Source organism: Azospirillum sp. HJ39 (assembly GCF_041507355.1).
GTDB lineage: Bacteria > Pseudomonadota > Alphaproteobacteria > Azospirillales > Azospirillaceae > Azospirillum > Azospirillum thiophilum.
In genome coordinates, this window is the sequence record NZ_CP167912.1 from 79,366 (window position 1) to 98,644 (window position 19,279).

Genomic DNA, 19,279 nt, shown 5'->3' on the forward strand with positions numbered 1-19,279 from the left:
GATGCCATGACGCCCCCCTCCTTCAGCCTCGTCTTCAACCTCGACCCCGGCGTCACCTGGGCGGCGTCGCTGGACCGTTGCGCCGCCCGGTCCGGCATTCCCCGGCTGGCTACGCCCGAAGACGACCGCACGGGAACCGTCGTCTACCTGGGCGACCGGCTGCCGCCGCGTGGCGCGGTCCGGCGCGAGCTGTACTTCCTCGCGGCCTGCTCGCTGCCGCCCAACGATGACGAGGGCGACTGGGCCGAGGAGGCCGCCAACATCGCGCGCGTCGGCGCCGTCCTGCTTGTCAGCGCGAGCGAGCGCGACAAGCTGGTCGCGGCCGGCAGCCCGCCCGGCAAGCTGCACGTCGTCGGCGCCCCGTTGCAGGTGCTGACGGACCCAGGGCCGGCAGCGGTCCGGCGGGTTCGGCGCCGGGTCTGTTTCATCGGCCAACTCCGTCCGATCAAGAATCCGGCGCTTGAGGTGGAGGTGGTGCGGACCTTGCGTTCCCATGGCTACGACTGCGTCCACATCGGCTGGATCGACCGCGATTGGCGCGACCGGCTGGAGAGGGCCGGGGCGCAGATCGTGACGGAATCCCGATGGGAGGCCTATCTGGAGGCGGTGGCGCACTGCGGCTTCTACGTGGCGACCAGCTTTTCGGAATCGCTGTGCCTTTCGGCGCTGGAGGCGGTGGCGCTCGGCTGCGTTCCTGTGGTGCCCGATCACAGCGGATTCCGCGACTGGTGCCCGGCGCGGTACCGCTACACGGCCTTGACCGTCCAGTCCGCCGTCGAGCGGCTGCTCGCCCTCGACGCCGCGGGAGAGAGCGGTCCGGGGGCGGCGGCCCTCGACCATTATCACCCGCACCGATTTTTCGGCCGGATCGATGCGCTGGCGCGGGGGCCGCTTCCATGATCGGGCGGCGCGGCGAGATCCTGGTCGTGTCGCCGCATTGCGACGATGCCGTTCTGTCGCTGGGAACGGTGCTGGCGCGCGCCCGGCGCCCCGTCCGCGTGCTGACACTGTTCGACCGGTCCTGGGCGACCGTCGACGGCACGCCGCCCGGGCAGGTGACGGCGCTCCGTCATGCGGAGGACGCGCGGGTAGCCGCGGCGTTCGGCCACCGGTTCGACTATGCCGGGCTGCCGGATTCGAGCGTGCGCGGTGTCGGCTGGGACGATGCCCGGGCACCGCTCGACCGTGCCCTCCTGGCGCGGGCTGCGCGCTGGCTGTCGCTGCGGCTGGCGGGGTCCGGCGGTGCCGCGTGCCTGTACCTGCCGGCGGCCGTCGGCATGCATCCGGACCACCGGCTGGCGCTCCTCGCGGCGCTCGACGCGCTCGGCCGGAGCCGGCGGCGGGTGATGCTCTATGCCGAACACCCCTACCTGCTCCTCAGCGCCCACGACCATCGCCTGCGGTGCCTCATGGCGGGGCGGCGGGCGGTGCGCCAGCGCATCCGGCCGGCTGCGACCGCCGCCATGCTGGCGCTCTACCCGTCCCAGCTCTCGCCGGAGCGCCGCGCCTTCCTCTGCAGATCCATCAGGTATGAGGTGATGTGGGAACTGAAACCCCGGGACACCCGCCGCATCGCCCTGCTCGACCGGCGCTCGCCCCTGCGGCGTCCGGCCGCCGCGGCGGTCCGCCGCAACGGCAAGGTGTGAAGAGCCGTGACGGGCCCCCGGTTCCGCCGGACCGGTCGGTCAACCCTCCAGAACGGTGCGTACGGCCTCCATCACCTCCGCCGGGGTGAAGGGCTTGCGCAAGGTTCGGTGCGCGCCCAGCGCCTCGGCCACCGGCAGCACGTCGAGCGAGGCGCGGGCTCCGCCGCCCGAGATCGCGATGATCTTCAGGGCCGGCGCACTGCGCCGGAGCTGCATGATCGTCGCCAGCCCTTCCTGGTTCGGCATGAAGATGTCGGTGATGACGAGATCGGCGGGATGGGCATGGAAGCGCCCCATCCCCTCCACGCCGTCGCGGGCGCCGACCGCCTCATGGCCGGCCATCGCCAGCGTGCGCAGCAGCACCGCCCGCGCCACGTCGTCGTCGTCGATGATCAGTACGCTGGCCATCCGGCCTCCCCCTCGCTCCGCCGCCCGCCGCCCTGCTCTCACTCCGCCGGATGGGCGACGCCATGTGCCGGGCCCGGCCCGGCAGCCTCGTCCGGCAGCGGCTTCTTGCGGGCAAGATAGCTGTAGACCGTCGGCACGACAAACAGTGTCAGCAGCGTCCCCAGCGTCATGCCGCCGACGATGACGGCGCCGATCGCCTGCCGGCTTTCCGCCCCCGCCCCCTTGGCATAGGCCAGCGGCACGGCGCCCAGCACCATGGCGCCGGTGGTCATCAGGATCGGCCGCAGCCGCAGCACGGCCGCCTCCTCCACCGCCTTGCGGACGTCGGTGCCCGCCCGCTGGAGCTGGTTGGCGAACTCCACGATCAGGATGCCGTGCTTGGTGATCAGCCCGACCAGGGTGACGAGGCCGATCTGGCTGTAGACGTTCATGGTCCCGCCGCCGATATGCAGGGCGGCCAGCGCGCCGGTCATCGACAGCGGCACCGTCAGCATGATGACGAAGGGGTCGACGAAGCTCTCGAACTGGGCCGCCAGCACCAGATAGATGAAGGCCAGCGCCAGCACGAAGACGAAATAGAGGCCGGTCGCCGATTCGCGGAACTCGCGGCTCTGCCCGGCATAGTCGGTCTGGGCGGTGGCCGGCAGCACCTTGTTCGCCGCCGCCTGCATCACCGCCAGCGCCTCGCCCAGCGAGGTGCCCGGCGCCAGGGTCGCGGTGATGGTGGCGGAGCGCAGCTTGTTGAAGTGGTTCAGCTCCTTGGGCGACACCCGCTCCTCGATCTTCACCAGGTTGGCGAGCGAGATCATCTGCCCCGCTCCCCCGGTGGCGGAGGTGCCGCCGCGGACATAGATGGAGGCGATGTCGTCCGGGTTGCGGCGGTCGATGTTGGCGACCTGGACGATCACGTCATACTGCTTGCCGTCCTTCTTGAAGCGGGTGACCTGCCGGCCGCCCAGCAGGGTTTCCAGCGTGCGGCCGACGGCATCGACGTCCACCCCCAGGTCGGCCGCCTTGTCGCGGTCGAGCGACACCCGCAGCTCCGGCTTGTTCAGCTTCAGGTCGGTGTCGAGGTTGGTCAGGCCGGGGAAGTTGCGGGCTTCCGCCATCATCGCGTTGACCATCGCCTGCAACTCCTCGAAGGGCAGCGAGGTCTGGATGACGAAGTTCACCGGCTTCTCGGTCGGGCTCTGGCCCAGCGACGGCGGGTTGGTGACGAATCCCAGGATGCCGGGGATGCCGAACATCTTGGGGAACAGCTGGGCGGTGATCGCCTGCTGCTTCACCTCGCGCTCGTCCCAGTCGATCAGGCGGACGAAGGCGATGCCCTGGTTCACCACCGGGAATCCGACGACGACGAAGAACTTCTCCAGCACCGGGATCTGGCGGAACAGCGCCTCCATCCGCTGGGCATAGCCCATGGTGTAGTCGAGCGTCGAGCCTTCCGGCGCGATGGCGATGCCGACGATGGTGCCGCGGTCCTCGACCGGCGCCAGCTCCGACTTCAGCCCGGTGAACAGCCCATAGCTGGCGGCGGCGACGCCCAGCCCGACCAGCAGCACCAGCGGCCGGGCCCGCAGCGACAGGCGCAGCAGCGCGCGGTAGCCGTTGGTCATCCCCTCCAGCAGCCGTTCGATGGCGCGGTAGACGACCCCGTGCTTCGCCTCGTGCTTCAGCAGCTTGGAGCACATCATCGGCGACAGGGTCAGCGCGACGAAGCCCGACACGATGACCGCGCCGGCCAGCGTCAGGGCGAATTCGGTGAACAGCCGCCCAGTGCGGCCGGTCATGAAGCCGATGGGCGCATAGACCGCCGCCAGCGTGATGGTCATGGCGATGACGGCGAAGCCGATCTCGCGCGATCCCTTCAGCGCCGCCTGGAAGGGGTCCATCCCCTCCTCCACGTAGCGGAAGATGTTCTCCAGCATGACGATGGCGTCGTCGACCACGAGCCCGATGGCCAGCACCATCGACAGCAGGGTCAGCGTGTTGATCGAGAAGCCGAAGGCGTACATCAGGGCAAAGCCGCCGATCAGCGACACCGGGATGGTCACCAGCGGCACCAGCGTCGCCCGCAGCGAGCGCAGGAAGAAGAAGATGACCAGCACGACCAGGATGATCGCCTCGAAGATGGTGTGGAACACCGCGTCGATCGACTTGGCGATGAAGACCGAGCTGTCATAGCCGACATCCACCCCCATGCCGTCGGGCACCGCGGCGCGGATCTTCGGCAGCGCGTCGTTCACCGCCTTCGACACGTCCAGCGGGTTGGCGGTCGACTGCTTCACCACGCCGATGGCGACGGCGCCCCGGCCGTTGAAGCGGGCGCTGACCCGCTCGTCGAGCGCCCCCAGCTCCGCCCGGCCGACGTCGCGCAGGCGGACCAGATAGCCCGAATCGTCGCGGAGGATGATGGCCTCGAACTCGGCCGGGCTGCGCAGGTCGGTCTCCGACACCACGGTGAACTCGCGCGCCACGCTTTCGACGCGGCCGGCCGGGATCTCGACATTCTGGCGGCGCAGCGCCGCCTCGACATCCTGCGGCGTCACCCGGTAGGCGGCCATCCGCTGCGGGTCGAGCCACAGGCGCATGGCGAATCGCCGCTCGCCGAAGATGCGGACCTGGGCCACGCCGGGCAGGTTCTGCAAGCGGTCCTTGACGTAGCGGTCGGCGAAGTCCGTCACCTCCAGCGGCGAATGCCGGTCGGAGGAGAAGGCCAGATACATGATCGGCTGGGCGTCGGCCTCGACCTTGGCGATCACCGGCTCGTCGATCTCGCCCGGCAGCAGGGCGCGGACCCGGCCGACCCGGTCGCGCACGTCGCTGGCGGCGACGTCGACGTTGCGGTCCAGCCGGAAGCGCAGGGTGATCTGCGACTTCTCCGCCCGGCTGATCGAGGACATCACGTCGATGCCCTCGATGCCGGCAAGGCTGTCCTCCAGCGTCTGGGTGACCTGGCTTTCGATGATCTGGGCCGACGCGCCCTTGTAGGTCGTCTCCACGGTGACGACCGGCTCGTCGATCTTGGGATATTCGCGCACCGACAGCCGCTGGTACGACACGATGCCGATCAGCATCAGGGCGAGGCTCATCACCGTCGCCAGGACGGGACGGCGGATCGAGATCTCGGACAGCACCATGGCGCGTCAGCTCCCCGTCGCTTTGCCGGGCACCACCGCGACCGGGACGCCGTCGCGGATCTTCAGCTGGCCGGCGGTGACCACCATGTCGCCAGGGGCCAGCCCCTGGGCGATCTCCACCTCGGCGTTGCGGCGCTCGCCCAACACGACGCGGGTCTGCGCCACCTTGCCGTCCACCACCTTGAACACATACTGGTCCTTGCCGAAGGCGACGATGGCCTGTTCGGGCACCAGCACCGCGTTCGGCACCGTCGTCAGGGTCAGCGACACGCGGGCGAACAGGCCGGGGCGCAGCGCCCCGTCGGGATTTGCGACGCGGGCGCGGATCACCAGGGCGCGGCCGTTGACGTCCAGCAGCGGGTCGATGGCATAGACCGCGCCGTCGAAGCTGCGGCCGCCGAACGCATCGACCGCCACCTTCACCGTCTGGCCGATCCTCACCGCCGGCAGGAACATCTCCGGCACCCGGAAATCCAGCTTCAGCGTGTCGATGTCCTCGAGATTCACGATGTCCTTGCCGGCCTGGACGAAGTCGCCGACCGACACCTTGCGCAGGCCCAGCACCCCGTCGAAGGGCGCGGCGATGACCAGCTTGTCGAGCTGCGCCTTCGCCAGCTGCACCGTCGCCTCGTCGGCCAGCAGCTTGGCCGAGGCCTGTTCGCGGTTGCGCAGCGGGCCGGTGTTCTGGCGGACCAGCTGGTCGGCGCGCGACAGCTCGGCGCGGGAAAAGGCGATGCTCGCCTGGGCCTGGGCCAGCGTGGCGCGGGCTATGGAATCGTCCAGCCGGACCAGGACGGTGCCCTTGGCGACGCGCTGTCCTTCCTTGAAGGCGATCTCGGCGATGCGGCCGACGATCTCCGGCCGGATCACCACCGATTCGTTGGACAGCAGCGATCCGACCGCCGTCACCGTGCGCTCGACCGTGCCGATGCGGACCTGGGCCGCCTCCACCGGCGTCGGCGGCATGCCGCCCGGCGGCTTGGCCCCAGGGGATGCACCGCCCGGTGCCGGAGCGGCACCGGAAACGGCGCCGTTCACCATCGCGGTCAGCCCGGCGACGGTCCCGCCCTGCTTCACGAAATACCAATAGGCCCCGCCGGCCAGGGCCGCCAGGACGAGAAGAGCTGCGATGCGAAGCGTGTGGCGCATGGGAGACCGGGATCCGGACGGGGGTCGTCTTGCCGCGGCGCAACCGGAAAGCGCGCCGGGTAAACTGAACTATATCGTTCAGTTCACATCCGATGTCGAGAAGGTTCAGCGATCCGAACCGTCAAGATGCCCCGCCTTTTGCGACCTGTTCTCATCGAGCCGGCCGGCCCGCATCGGCACCGTCCGGCCACCGCACAGGGTCACCCACAGATCGGCCGGATCGCCTGCCGCCACCGGGCCGCCGCCGGCCATCGGCCGCACAGCCCCGCCATCGAGGTCGAGGCCAGGGGCGCAGCAGGGCGACTCGCCGGCCGCCAGCAGGGCGCGGACCCGGCCATCCTCGATGCGGATGTCCCGCAATCCATCGGCAACCCGCGCATTCCTCAGCCAGAATTTCCCGTTCGCGGGGATGCGGGCGAGGCAGCAGGTCGGGGCATTCATGGGCTCCACCATGTCCGGTGCGACGGCGTGCAATGCAACAAATCTGACACGGAATGGTAAAGAAAAGCCAGCGGGAGCGTCACCGGTCCGGCCATTGCCGGTTCCCGTGCCCCGGAACGGGCCTATCCTTCGCCCAGGGCCAGGAATTCCTGGAAATTGGCGCAGCGCCCTGCCCCGAAGGCGGCCTCGAAGGCGGCGTTGCGGGCGCGCTTGGCGGCGATGGCGGCAGCGAATCGGCTGCGGATCCCGGCATCGCCGATGCCGAGCCCGTCGCCGGCCAGCCGGTCCAGCAGATGGCGGTAGCCGCGCTCCGCCCGCCGGCCGCTGTCGGACGAGAAGGTTATGGAGCCGGCGCGCTGGCGGTATTCGTAGAAGGGCGTGGCGACCAGCGGCACCGGCCCGGCGGCGTCCAGGACCCGGATGTTGAACACCACGTCGTCGCAGAAATCCACGTCCTTATCCCAGCCGGGCATCCGGTCGCGCCGCACCAGCGGGAACATCGGGACCGAAGTCGCCAGGAAGCCGTCGGCGTCCAGCAGGTCGGGCGCCCGACCGTCCCCGAACAGCCGCAGCAGCGGCTGGTCGTCCTCGTCCCGCACCACCGCGACATTGTCGAAGGCGGCGCCATGGGCCAGCGCCAGCGGTGCCAGGGCGGACAGCCGGCCGGGCCGGAACCGGTCGTCGGCATCCAGCGGCGCCAGCAGGTCCAGCCGCGCCGCCGCCAGCCCGGCATTGCGCGCGGCGGGAGCCCCGGCGCCGACCCGGCCGGTGCCGGTGAAGACCAGCCGCGGATCATCGATGCCGGCGTCCCGCAGCGTCGGGCGGTAGTCGGTGCCGTCGTCGCTGACGATCACCGCCTCCCACGCCGTCCAGTCCTGGTCCAGCAGGCTCCGCACCGCCCGCGCAATGGTGCCGTGGGCGCGATGGGCCGCGAGGATCACCGACACGCCGGCCGATTGGCTGCCCGAGCTGTGGGCCGATATGTCCGCCCGGGCCACCCCCGTTCCGTTCCCCGCCATTCCGCCGCGCTCCCTGCCCGCCTGCCGGCAAAGTTTGGCCGTGGGAGGCGGACGGCGTCAACCGCCCGGAAGCGCGCCGCTCCTTGTCCCGGGAGGGATTTCGGAGCCGGCCCTTACCCGCGCCGCCGCCGCGTGATAGGAAGGACCATCGTGCCCGGCGACCTTGCCCCTCGACCTTGGAGAACACCCGGTGTTCGGCGCGTTGAACAGTGGAACAGGGCCGGAAAACTGTTGCACGGCGTTTCAAACGTTCCATTCGGCCGCGGCCCGACCCTTCGATTTTGCCCTTCCGGACGTTGAACATGAAGCCCGGACGGGCTATGTGGTGAACAGGCAAGGCGCATGCGGCAGCGGGACGGCGGTCGGGGCATTCCCCACATCGCATCCCGGTCCCGATACCCCCGCTTCCGATATGAGGGAGAAGAACATCAATGGCGCAGGTCGGATACACCCGGTTCGACGACGAACCCGAAAAGGAACCGGACGAGAAGTCGAAGGAAAGCGCCCAGCCGCAGTTCGCCGCCGTGCAGCAGAGCCTGTTCAAGGCGCGCACGGTCCTGATCTTCGGTCAGATCGACATGAAGCTGGCGCAGGTCGTGTCGGCCCAGCTGCTGGCGCTCGCGCATGAGAACGACGACGACATCACCGTCGTGGTCAACTCGCCGGGCGGCCATGTCGAGGCGGGCGACACCATTCACGACATGATCCGCTTCATCAAGCCGCGGGTGAAGATGCTGGGCACGGGCTGGGTCGCCAGCGCCGGTTGCCACATCTTCCTGGCGGCGAAGAAGGAAGACCGCTTCTGCCTGCCCAACACCCGCTTCCTGATCCACCAACCGCTGGGCGGAACGGGCGGCCGGGCGACGGACATCGCCATCGAGGCGAAGGAAATCATCCGCATGCGCGAGCGTCTGAACAAGATCATCGCGCGTGAGACCGGGCAGTCGCTGGAAAAGGTTTCCAAGGACACGGACCGCAATTACTGGATGATGGCGGACGAGGCCAAGGACTACGGCATCGTCACCCACGTCATCAACACGATGGACGAGCTGAAGTAACGGCGCAGTCCCTATCTGCAAAGAAAAGGGCCTTTCCCCAAGCGGGGAAAGGCCCTTTTCTTTTTCAATCACTCAAACGGAAACGTCGAGCAGCGATCCGCGCGGACGATATCCCTGGCCATTCACCTGGGCCGACAGCGCCGCGGCGTTGGTGTCGACGGCCTGGTTTCCCTGGGTGGCGCTGCGGGTTTCGCGGGTCTGATCGGCCTTGCCCGCCGCCTGGGGAGCGCTGACGGTCTGGGTTCGCACCGCAGGCGCCGTCTGCTGCGCCGCCTGGACCGCCGGGGACATGGCGATCTGCGCCGCGGGCGTCAGCAGCGGGGTCGGCTTCGTCGTCTGGTAGGACGGTATGGCCGGATTTAATTGCATAAGAGAAATATGCGCCTATCCGGCGCAGGATTCAAGGCACCCGGCCGTAGCCGGTCATTCGGCCGGCTCAAGCGCGTCGGCCGGGGTCAGGCCGTCGCGGATGGCAAAGCCGTAGCGTCCCTCCTCCAGCGCCGTCACGTCGTAATGCAGCGCCTTGGCGATGCTATTGTCGGCGTTGAAGGTCAGCACGCGCGGCTTCAGCGCCGCGATCTCCGTCGGCTGGCAGTACCAGGACGCGGCGATGATCACCTCGTCGCCGGGCTGGCAGCTGCGCGCCGCCGAGCCGTTGAGGACGCAGGCGCGCGACCCGCGCTCGCCATAGATCACATAGGTGCTGATGCGGGTTCCGGAATTCTTGTTCCAGATCTCCACGAACTCCAGCGGGACGATGCCCACCGCCTCGCAATGCTCCGGGTCCAGCGTGATGGAGCCCTGATAGTTCAGGTTGGCGTCCGTCACGCGGATTCCATGCAGCTTCGCCCGCACCACCTTGATCATCGTCCAGCCCCCTGGATAGCGGTTCCGTCCCTGGCGGCCGTTTGTAGCGACAACGAACGAAAGGGCAAGCGGAGTCTCGCCGCGGCGCGGCATGGTTCAGGACAACGGCTCAGGGTGTTTCCGCCACCGCGGTCCCAGAGGGCGATGGGGCGGGCGATGGGGCGGGCGACGCCATCTGCGCCGCCGGCTGCCGCCGGGTCCGCCGCCGCTCCAGCACCGTCGCCAGCACCAGCAGGAAGGCGACCCCGCCGAGATTGACCGCCAGCACCACCGGCAGGCTCTTCCCGGCCAGCAGCACCGCCGTGCCGGCGATGGCCAGCACCACGCCGACGCAGAAGACCGGCAGCGAGTGCCGCCCGCAGGCGGTCAGCATCCGCGCCGGGCCGGAACGCAGCCATGCCGCGTCGCGCGGCACCAGCAGCGCCGCCACGCAGACCAGGGCGAGGAAATGCAGCAGCCGCATCGGCCCCAGCGTGTCCTTGTCCGCCCAGGGGATCGTCTGCGTCGGCAGCCACACCTCCAGATCGTCGGGCGTCAGCGCGCGGCCGAGGTCGGAGGCAGCCCCCTTCCACAGCGCCATGCCGACCACCACCGCCAGCGCCGCAGCCAGCAGCCAGGGCGAGCGCGGCAGTTGCACCCGGCCACTGCGCACCGCCAGCGCCAGGCTGGCACCGAGGAAGAAGACGCATTGCCAGGCCAGCGGGCTGAAATTCCAGCCGCCTTCCCACAGGTTGGGCGGCGTCAGACCGGGCACCGCCTGGGCGATCAGGTAGAGGGCCACCGACAGCGCCACCGCCGCCATGCCGAAGCGGGCATAGGACCACAGGAACAGCGGCGCCGCCGCGACCAGCAGGATGTAGAGTGCCAGGATGTCGAGCGCGAAGGGCAGATACATCAGCACCAGATGCCAGGCCATCGCCGCCGCCGGGCTCTCGAACAGCGGCGCGAAGCTGGCCAGCCGGTTGGAGGCCTCCATCGGCAGGCCGGCGACATGGACCGCCAGCGCGACGACGAGCGCGCTGGCCAGCATGGTGGCGATGTTGGCCGCCCACAGCTGGCGGCAACGGCCCAGCGCCTTGCGCTGGCAGGCGGCGAAGCCGCGCTCCGCCAGCACCGGCCCATAGGCGAGCGCGATGGCATAGCCGGAAATGAAAACGAAGATCTCCGCCGAATCCGACGGGCCGAACCGGCCGGGCGTCACCTTCGCCAGCGGGTTGCCGCCGACATGGTTGACGAAGATGATCAGCAGGGCCACGCCCTTGAACAGATCGAGTCGGACGTCGCGTGTCTGACGTTGCTGCATGCAGCCGTGCCTCTCCTGCTGTCGCGGCTCCCGGACGCCGCCGGCCCGGAACCATGAGGCTGGGTCGCCATCGATCGCCATCGCGAACGGCCATCGATCCGGCACGCCTCCGGAGGCGTAACCCACCATGGCCAATTTTGCCGGCCGGGTGGCGAACGCGATGGGAGCCCCTTCCATCGCGGCCGGAGGGCAGAAAGGTGGTACGCCCTTCTCGCGCACGCTGTACGCCTCCCCCCGAAATCGGCCCGATCCGCCCCGGCGGCCAACAGGTTCCCTATCGCAGCCACGGCCTGACGGTCGCGCAAGGCCGATGCGGTGGCGGAGCATTGCGACCGCCGGCCCCCATCCACGCCATGGGAAACGGTGCCGAAGGAAAATCCTGGCACGACACCGGGGAACAAGAAGGCCCGCTGCTGATTGTTGATGATATGACCCAGCTGTCGCTTGCCGTGCGGCGGGACAGTGCAGGCCGCACCGGGCGGCGGGTCGCCAACATCGAAGCGTTATCGAGAAGGATGGCAACCATGCGTGGGATTTCGAAGATCGTCATGACGGCCACCGCCGCCGGCGCGCTGTTCGCCCTGAGCGCCTGCGGCAGCACGGACACCTCGCGGACCGCGACCGGTGCCGGCAGCGGTGCCGTGGCCGGCGCCGTGGTCGGCGGCCCGGTCGGCGCGGTGGTCGGCGGCGTCGGCGGTGCGGTCGCCGGCAACAGCATGGACGAGAGCCTGAGCAAGAAGACCGACCGCGTGACCGACCGGGCCACCGAGGAGGTTCGCGAGGAAACCTCGGGCACCTCCAGCCGTAGGTCCGCCCGTCATGGCACCGCCTCCATGCAGGGCATGAGCCACGACCAGGTCCGTGAAATCCAGCAGGCGCTGAACGATCGCACCGACGGCCGCGATATCTCCGTGGATGGCCTCTGGGGCGCCGACACCCGCCGCGCCCTGATGCAGTTCCAGCGCGACAACGGCCTGCGCGCCACCGGCCGCGCCGACGAGCAGACCATGGCCGCGCTGAACCTGAACGCCCCCCAGGGGACCGCCGGCAGCACGTCCACCCCTGCCGACCGGACGACGGGCGGCACGGCCGGCGGCACGGCGGGCGATATGTCCGGCAGTGGCAACCCGCAGAACCAGACCTCGCCGCAAGGCTCCATGAACCAGACCGGGGGCCAGACCGGCACCCCGCAATAAGGCGGACGTCACCGCCACCGGTTCCGCGGCACGCGACGGCTTTCTCCAAGCCGTCGCGTGCCGCGGAACCGGTGAAGTTCTTTCCGGCCTTTGCCCCGGCCGCCACGAGCCGCACACCCTCCCCCTCTGCCACGGCTGGCCATGGCGCTCGCCCCTGTCATGTCCGTCCGGACGGTCGACAGCATCGCCCGGCATGGTTAAATAGGCGGCGGTGAACCAGAGCGGGACAGGTCGGCCATGGACAAGCTTCACGCGATGCGCGTCTTCGTTCGTGTGGTGGAGGTCAACAGCTTCACCAAGGCCGCCGATACGCTGGGCCTGCCGCGGGCCTCCGTCACCACCACCATCCAGAACCTGGAGGCGGCGCTGGGCGTGCGGCTGCTGCAGCGGACGACGCGCAAGCTGAACCTGACGCTGGACGGCGCTGCCTATCTGGAGGGCGCCACCCGCATCCTGCAGGACCTGGAAGAGGTGGAATCCTCGTTCACCAGCGCCCGCAAGACCCCGCGCGGTCGGCTGCGCGTCGACATGCCCGGGTCAATCGGCCGGCTGGTGATCATCCCGGCCATCCACGAGTTCCACAGCGCCTATCCCGAGATCGAGCTGATGCTGGGCCTCAGCGACCGGCCCATCGACCTCATCCAGGAAGGGGTCGATTGCGTGCTGCGTGTGGGCGAGCTTCAGGATTCGAGCCTGATCGCCCGTCGGGTCGGCGCCTTTCGCCCGGTGACCTGCGCCAGCCCGTCCTATCTGGCCGCCCACGGCACCCCGACGACGCTGGAGGAGTTGGAGCGCCATGTCTCCGTCAAATATTTCAGCCGGACCGGCAAGCTCCATGAACCGAGCTTCGAACGCGACGGCAAGGAACATGAGGTGAAGATGGCCGGCACCGTCTCGGTCAACGATGCCGATGCCTATGTGACCTGCGGCGTGGAGGGGCTGGGCATCGTCCAGGCCGCCCGCTTCATGGCCCTGCCCCATCTGCGCAGCGGCGCCCTGGTGGAGATCCTGACCGAATACCGCCCGGCCTTGATGCCGATCTCCGCCCTCTACCCGCAGAACCGCCATTTGTCGCCGAAGGTCCGCGTCTTCGTCGACTGGATCGCGGAGATCTTCGAACGCTGCCCGCTGATGCAGGGCGAGGATCTGCCGCTCGACGCCTGCCGTGGCGAAGCGGTGCGGCCGGCCAAGCCGGAGAAACTGCCGGTCGCCGTCGATTCGGTGGCGATGGATCCCGAAGGCGCCTGCCTCTGCGTGGTTTGAGGCTTCTTCCTCAATCGCGTCCCCACAGGCCCCGCTCGCCAAGATCCTCGCCACGCTGCCGCTCCAGCGCCTGGGAGTAACGGCGGAGCGCGAAGGACTCCGTCACATAGCCGATGATCCGCCGGTCGGTGGGAGAGGACAGGACCGGCAGCACCTCCACCTCCGCCTTGCCGAAGCGGCTCAGCACCGTGCGGGCGTCGTCGCCGGGCATCAGCACCGCTTCGGCCTTGCGGGCGAGCGCGGCGATGCGGGTTTCGGCAGCGGCCGCGTCGAGGTCCGGATCGTGGACGGCCGCCATGTCGACGAGGCCGGCATAGCGGCCCGCCTCGTCCACCGCGAAGACCATCTTGGCCGAGCCCAGCGGGTAGAGGCGGCGCAGCGCCTCCACCGTCAGTGCGGCCGGAGCCGTCTTGGCATCGCGGCGCATCAGGCGGAAGGCCGTCAGCTCCGACAGCCAGCCGATGTCGTAGGCACCGCGGATCGGCACGCCGCGCAGGTGGAAACGCCAGGTCGAGAAGGAGTAGCCGAAGGCCTGCCGCACCACGGTGGTCGACAGAACCACCCCGATCAGCACGCCGGACGCCGCCCACAGATCCTGGGTCGTCTCCAGCACCAGCAGCACCATGGTGACCGGGGCGCCGACGATCCCGGCAGCGACCGAGCCCATGCCGACCAGCAGCAGCAGGCCGCCGTCGATGCCAAGCCCCGGCAGGAGACTGGCCGTGGCAACGCTCAGGAGCCCGCCGAACAGCCCGCCGATGAACAGCGAGGCGCTGAACAGGCCGCCGCGGAACCCCGACCCCAGCGACAGGGCCGAGGCCAGGATCTTGGCCACCAGCGTCAGCGCCAGCGCCAGCGCGCCGCCCGCCAGTTCCGGCGGCACGGCTCCGGGACCGCTGCCCATCACCGCCGGCACCGCCAGCGCCACGCAGCCGAGGGCAAGCCCGCCGATCGCCGGCCGCAGCCAGCGGGGGACCGGCAGCCGTTTGAACCCGCGTTCCGCCACCGTCACCGCCTGCATGGCAAGGATGCTGAGCCAGCCGGCCAGGAAGCCGACGACGCCGCAGGCGGCGTAATCCCAGCCGGCGATCTCCACGGGCCGGCCCAGTGCCAGCGGGATCTCGCCGCCGGTCAGCAGGGAGGACACCGCCACCCCCAGCACCGCCGCCGCCCCGACCGGGGCCAGCACCGCCAGCGTGTAGCCGCCCAGCACCAGTTCGAAGGCATAGAAGGCACCGGCCAGCGGCGCGTGATAGGCCGCGGCGATGGCCGCCGCCGCCCCGCACCCCACCATGGTCCGCAAATCCGCCCGCCGCAGCCGCAGCCGCTGGCCCAGCGCGGAGGCCAGCCCGGCCCCTGCCTGGGTATAGGCGGCCTCCATCCCGACCGACGCGCCGGAGCCGTTGGACAGCGCCGTCGTCACCGTCAGCCGCAGGCTGTCGAGCAGCGACATCTTGCCGCCATAGAGCGCGTTCGCCTCCACCGCGTCGACGATGTCGTTGGGACGCCAGCGCCGCACCAGCATCGACAGTACGCCCAGCAGCAGACCGCCCGCCACCGGAACGCCCAGCGTCCGCAGCAGGCCGGGCGCGCCCTGCCCCAGCCGTTCGCCATCCGGCAGGTCGAAGGCGAGCGCCTGCATCAGCAGCACCCCTTCATGCAGCAGGCCGACGGCCAGCCCGACCACTCCGCCGACCAGGGCGGCAAGCAATACCACGGCCAGCACGCTGTCGCGCACGGTCCAGCGATCCGACAGGCTGGTGGCGGCGGATGCGTCGAGCGCAGCATAGGGATCCGAGCCGGCGCGGGCATTCTCGCCCACGCCGTCGATGGAGGTGGTGCTGTCCGGCATGATCACGCGCGTTGATGGCCCTTCCGTCCAAGGACAATGGATCGGAAGGGCCCGAGTTCCGTCAGGGCTTGGCCGGTTGCGGCTTTGTCTGCGGCTTCACCGCCGCCGGAGCTGCCGGGACCGGGGCCGGGACCGGGTTGGAGGGCGCAGCCGGCGCCGCATCGGCGGAGGGGGGAACGGAAGGGGGAGTGGTCTGAGAGGCAGCGCCGTCCGCCGGGGCGAGGGCCGGCGCAGCGGTGCCGGCGCGGCGCAGCACCTGCGCCAGGTTCTCGCGCACCTTGTCGGCCAGCTGTACGTCCGGCTCCGCCGCCTCGTGGAACAGGACGGTGAACAGCCGGCGCTGCGATAGCAGGAAATTGAGCGTGACGTGCAGCTTGCCCTGCGGCATGGCGCAGTCGACCGAGCCGGTGCGGATCCAGACCGAACCGGCTTGCTCCGGCGGATCGAGCGCGACGGTGGCCGTGCCCTCGCAGCGCTGCTTCATGGCGTCGGCGAAGCTGTCCGACAACTCGTCGAGCTTCGAGCCCTCGCCCACCGCGCGTTCACGGATGCCGCCGACGATGGGGCCGAAGCGCCAGGCGACGTCGGCCGGGCGCCGTTCGGGCGGCAGCTTGTCCATCGGCACCAGTTCGGCATCGTGGACTCCGGCGGCGGTCAACAGGCTGTCCAGCCCCTCCGGCAGGCGATCCTTCTTCTCCGCCGGCTTTTCCGCCGGACGGCCGGCGGCGACCTTGATCGGCGGGACGTTGCCGCTCTTGTCGACGCAGGTCTTCAGGTCGCCCAACACCTTCTTCGTGCCGCTGAGCTTGAAGGCGATGCGGTCGGAGGCGGAGGAAACCACCAGTTCGTTCCCGCTCATCAGGGCGCCGACCAGTTCCTCGTCCTTGCCGTTGGAGACAACCAGCATGTCCGGCTGCGAGGCGATGGCGACCCGCTCGCGCTTCAGCTTTTTGTCGACCTCGACGGTCACCGGCCATTCGCCGCCCTTGGGCAGGTCGGCGCCCGGAATGCCGATGCCGATGTTGGTCTCCCCCTTCGGGCTGCGGGCAATCATCAGCACATGGCCCGATGTGAACTCGCCCTCCACCACGCAGTAGGCGAAGCTGCCGTCCTTCTTCTTGGCGGCCCCGCCGTCCCAGCTCTCGATCAGCTCCCCCGGCCCATCGGGCTTGTCGGCGGGCTTGGCGGCGGGGGCATTGGCGGGCGCATCCGCAGGTTTGGCGGCGGGATTGCCCGCACCCTGCGCCGGGGCGCCGGGGATCACCACCTCGGCTTCCGGCGGGGGCAGGCCGTAATAGGCGGCGGGAGGGATGTTCGGCTCGACCGGCACCAGCTCGGCCATCGCCGGAACCGGCGCCACCCCCAGCAGGAGAAGCGCGGACAGCGAAGCGGCGAAGCGGGCGGTCATGACGAGGTAGTCCATAGTATGGTTGTGGCGGCGAAGCTATCCGCGCCAGCCGCCATCCGCAAGCGCAACCGCCCGCACCGTTGCCGGATGCCTTCACCTGTTGCGCAGAGCACGCAGGGGGGCCCTATCCTCCGAAGAACGCGTCCCGCACCGTCTCTTCCGATAGGCCCGCCACCGGACCGTCCGCCACCACACGACCCAGCCGCAGCAGGATGGCGCGCGGAGCGATGGAGAGGGCACGGGCGGCGCTTTGTTCGGCGAGCAGAACGGCGGTTCCGCCGGAGGCGATGCGGCGGACGGCGGCGAAGACCTCGTCGGCCAGCTTGGGCGACAGGCCGAGCGACGGCTCGTCGAGCAGAAGCAGGCGCGGCCGCCCCATCAGCGCGCGGCCCAGGCTCAGCATCTGCTGCTGGCCGCCGGACAGGCGCCAGGCGCCTTCCCCGCTCTTGCGGGCAAGGTCGGGGAACAGGGCGAAGACGCGCTCGACATCCTGCGCGCGGTCGCGGGCGGCGGCCAGTCCGGCGACCTCCAGATTGTCGCGCACGCTCATGCCGGGAAAGACCCGCCGCCCCTCCGGAACATAGCCGATGCCACGGCGCACCCGCGCCTCCGTCGCCAGCCCGGCAAGGTCGCCGCCGTCGAAGCGCAGCTCCCCCCGCGCCGGGACGAGGCCGAGCAAAGCCTTCAACAACGTGGACTTGCCGGCCCCGTTGGCGCCGAGCAGGGCCACCGTCTCCCCCGAGGCGAGGGTCAGCGACACGTCGTCGAGCGCAAGCGACCCGGCATAGCCGGCGCTCAGGCCGCGGATGGACAGCAGCGCGTTCATGCCGGCCTCGCCGGGCCGAGATAGGCGGCGATCACCGCGGCGTCCCGGCGCACGCCGTCGGCCGGGCCGTCATAGATCACCCACCCACGGTCGAGGCACAGCACACGGCCCGCGAGCGGCAACAGGAAGCCCATGTCATGCTCCACCAGCAGGATCGCCATCCCTTCGCCCGCCAACTCGCGCAGCAGGGCGGCCAGCTCCGCCTTTTCGCCGTCGGTCAGGCCGGCTGCCGGCTCGTCCAGCATCAGCACCGCCGGGCGGCGGACCACTGCCCGGGCCAGTTCCACCCGCCGCCGCAATCCCGCCGGCAACCCATCGCAGAAACGGCCGGCAAGATCGCCGACGCCGAGCCGGTCGAGCGCCCACCGTGCATGCGCCTCCGCCGTTTCGATGTCTGGGTCGATGGCGAGGCGGGCAGCTGCCACCGCCTCCAGCACGCCGACACCCTGCGGCAACGTCGCCGCCTGGAAGCTGCGGGCCAGCCCGGCGCGGGCCAGCCGGTCGGCGCGGGCGCCGGTCATGTCGCGGCCGGCGAGCAGAACCCGCCCGCCGTCGGGCCGCTCCAGCCCGGACAGCAGGTTGATGACGGTGGTTTTGCCCGACCCGTTGGGGCCGATCAGGCCGGTGATGCCGCCCGGCGGCAGGTCGAACGAGACGCCGTCCACCGCACGCACGCCGCCGAAGGATTTCTCCAACAGGTCCACGGCGAGCCCCCCTGCCGGGCCACCTGCCGGGATCGCGGGCCGCGGCGGTTCCTGCGCGGCGGGCAGCGGGCGCGGACGACGACCGGACAAGCGGAAATTGACTGCGCGGTCGATCAGGCCGGTCAGTCCATCCGGCGCCAGCAGCACGGTCAGCAGCAGCGCCATGCCGTAGACCACCAGATAGCCGCGCTCCAGGAAGCGGAACCACTCCGGCAGATGCAGCAGCAGCACGGCCCCCAGCACAGCCCCGGCCATCCGTCCGCGCCCGCCGACGATGGCGATGGTGAGGATCGAGACCATCACCGGGAATTCCAGCACCTCCGGCGAGACGACGCGCTGGGTGTGCACCGCCAGGGCTCCGGCGGCCCCGGCGAACGCTGCGCTGATGCCGAAGGCGGCCAGCCGCAGCCGGCCGACGTCGAGCCCGAGCGTCGCCGCCGCCATCGGGTCGTCGCGCAGGGTTTCCAGCGAGCGGCCGAGCCGGCCGCGCGTCAGCCGCCAGCCGGCCAGCCCGCCCAGCGCCACCAACCCCCAGACCAGTGCCGCCATCGGCAGCCCACGCGGCACCGTCCAGCCGAACAGCACCACGCCCGGCACCCCGGCCAGCCCGTTGGCGCCGCCGGTCAGCTCCGGCAGATTGACCGCCAGCAGATGCAGCACCTGCGCGATCCCCAGCGTCGCCAGCGCGAAATAGTGCGACTCCAACCGCAGCACCGCCAGCCCGACCGGCAGAGCCAGTGCCAGCGGCACCAGCAGCGACAGCGGAAAGGTCGCCTCGAAGCCCAGCCCGTACCGGCTGCCGAGGATGCCCGTGACATAGGCACCGACGCCGAAGAAGGCGCCCTGCGCCAGCGACAGCGCCCCGCCCAGCCCGAAGACGATCTGGAAACCGAAGCCGGCCAGCGCATAGACCCCGGCGACGGTGAGGACGCGCAGGCCGTAGGGAGATGCGAAAGCGAACGCATAGATCAGCAGGGCAAGAGCAGCCGCGGACAACAC

The 19,279-nt window shown here is 70.2% G+C and carries 17 protein-coding genes; 5 read left to right on the plus strand and 12 right to left on the minus strand.

Annotated features, from left to right (window positions below; all coding sequences use genetic code 11):
* Nucleotides 1-6 precede the first annotated feature (6 nt).
* Both ABMY26_RS28030 and ABMY26_RS28035 read left to right on the plus strand, forming a co-directional pair.
* Nucleotides 7-900 carry a glycosyltransferase gene (locus ABMY26_RS28030; protein ID WP_372399457.1) on the plus strand — a complete coding sequence of 298 codons (894 nt, stop codon included), beginning with the start codon at nt 7-9 and terminating at the stop codon, nt 898-900.
* A complete protein-coding gene (locus ABMY26_RS28035) occupies nt 897-1,646 on the plus strand; it encodes a PIG-L deacetylase family protein (RefSeq protein ID WP_372399458.1) in 750 nt (249 codons plus the stop codon). Before ABMY26_RS28030 ends, ABMY26_RS28035 begins: the two co-directional genes overlap by 4 nt.
* Before the next feature lie 39 nt (nt 1,647-1,685).
* On the opposite strand, the gene ABMY26_RS28040 is transcribed toward ABMY26_RS28035, so the two are convergent.
* From ABMY26_RS28040 to ABMY26_RS28060, 5 genes are all read right to left on the minus strand, one after another.
* A complete protein-coding gene (locus ABMY26_RS28040) occupies nt 1,686-2,054 on the minus strand; it encodes a response regulator (RefSeq protein WP_372399459.1) in 369 nt (122 codons plus the stop codon).
* A 38-nt stretch (nt 2,055-2,092) separates the two neighbouring features.
* Nucleotides 2,093-5,194, minus strand: coding sequence for an efflux RND transporter permease subunit (locus ABMY26_RS28045; RefSeq protein ID WP_372399460.1), 3,102 nt, complete (start codon nt 5,192-5,194; stop codon nt 2,093-2,095).
* A gap of 6 nt (nt 5,195-5,200) precedes the next feature.
* Nucleotides 5,201-6,343: an efflux RND transporter periplasmic adaptor subunit gene (locus tag ABMY26_RS28050; RefSeq protein ID WP_372399461.1), complete on the minus strand. Its 1,143-nt coding sequence runs from the start codon at nt 6,341-6,343 to the stop codon at nt 5,201-5,203.
* Between the two features lie 105 nt (nt 6,344-6,448).
* Complete coding sequence (locus ABMY26_RS28055; RefSeq protein WP_372399462.1) at nt 6,449-6,784, minus strand: hypothetical protein; 336 nt, start codon at nt 6,782-6,784, stop codon at nt 6,449-6,451.
* A 122-nt stretch (nt 6,785-6,906) separates the two neighbouring features.
* Nucleotides 6,907-7,803, minus strand: coding sequence for a glycosyltransferase (locus ABMY26_RS28060; protein WP_372399463.1), 897 nt, complete (start codon nt 7,801-7,803; stop codon nt 6,907-6,909).
* Nucleotides 7,804-8,234: 431 nt separating this feature from the next.
* On the opposite strand from ABMY26_RS28060, the gene ABMY26_RS28065 reads away from it, so the two are divergent.
* Nucleotides 8,235-8,861, plus strand: coding sequence for an ATP-dependent Clp protease proteolytic subunit (locus tag ABMY26_RS28065; RefSeq protein WP_045584353.1), 627 nt, complete (start codon nt 8,235-8,237; stop codon nt 8,859-8,861).
* Between the two features lie 72 nt (nt 8,862-8,933).
* Here the strand turns inward: ABMY26_RS28065 and ABMY26_RS28070 are convergent, their stop codons facing one another.
* The 3 genes from ABMY26_RS28070 to ABMY26_RS28080 all read right to left on the minus strand — a co-directional run bounded on the left by ABMY26_RS28070 (nt 8,934) and on the right by ABMY26_RS28080 (nt 11,031).
* Entirely contained in the window at nt 8,934-9,230 is a 297-nt protein-coding gene (locus tag ABMY26_RS28070) for a hypothetical protein (RefSeq protein WP_372399464.1), read from the minus strand.
* A 54-nt stretch (nt 9,231-9,284) separates the two neighbouring features.
* Complete coding sequence (panD, locus tag ABMY26_RS28075) at nt 9,285-9,728, minus strand: aspartate 1-decarboxylase (RefSeq protein ID WP_372399465.1); 444 nt, start codon at nt 9,726-9,728, stop codon at nt 9,285-9,287.
* A 109-nt stretch (nt 9,729-9,837) separates the two neighbouring features.
* The gene (locus ABMY26_RS28080) at nt 9,838-11,031 is read right to left on the minus strand and encodes an OpgC family protein (RefSeq protein WP_372399466.1); all 1,194 of its coding nucleotides are present in this window, start codon (nt 11,029-11,031) and stop codon (nt 9,838-9,840) included.
* 524 nt (nt 11,032-11,555) lie between these two features.
* Here ABMY26_RS28080 and ABMY26_RS28085 point away from each other — a divergent pair.
* Nucleotides 11,556-12,227, plus strand: coding sequence for a peptidoglycan-binding protein (locus ABMY26_RS28085; protein WP_372399467.1), 672 nt, complete (start codon nt 11,556-11,558; stop codon nt 12,225-12,227).
* 237 nt (nt 12,228-12,464) lie between these two features.
* A complete protein-coding gene (locus ABMY26_RS28090) occupies nt 12,465-13,490 on the plus strand; it encodes a LysR family transcriptional regulator (protein WP_372399468.1) in 1,026 nt (341 codons plus the stop codon).
* Between the two features lie 10 nt (nt 13,491-13,500).
* Here the strand turns inward: ABMY26_RS28090 and ABMY26_RS28095 are convergent, their stop codons facing one another.
* The 4 genes from ABMY26_RS28095 to ABMY26_RS28110 all read right to left on the minus strand — a co-directional run bounded on the left by ABMY26_RS28095 (nt 13,501) and on the right by ABMY26_RS28110 (nt 19,279).
* Complete coding sequence (locus ABMY26_RS28095; RefSeq protein ID WP_372399469.1) at nt 13,501-15,342, minus strand: chloride channel protein; 1,842 nt, start codon at nt 15,340-15,342, stop codon at nt 13,501-13,503.
* A 61-nt stretch (nt 15,343-15,403) separates the two neighbouring features.
* Nucleotides 15,404-16,750, minus strand: a complete 1,347-nt coding sequence (locus ABMY26_RS28100; protein ID WP_372399470.1) for a hypothetical protein — start codon at nt 16,748-16,750, stop codon at nt 15,404-15,406.
* Between the two features lie 124 nt (nt 16,751-16,874).
* Nucleotides 16,875-17,576 (minus strand): ABC transporter ATP-binding protein, encoded by a 702-nt coding sequence (locus ABMY26_RS28105; protein ID WP_372399471.1) that lies wholly within the window; start codon nt 17,574-17,576, stop codon nt 16,875-16,877.
* Nucleotides 17,573-19,279: an ATP-binding cassette domain-containing protein gene (locus ABMY26_RS28110; protein WP_372399472.1), complete on the minus strand. Its 1,707-nt coding sequence runs from the start codon at nt 19,277-19,279 to the stop codon at nt 17,573-17,575. The genes ABMY26_RS28105 and ABMY26_RS28110 overlap by 4 nt, the downstream gene beginning before the upstream one ends.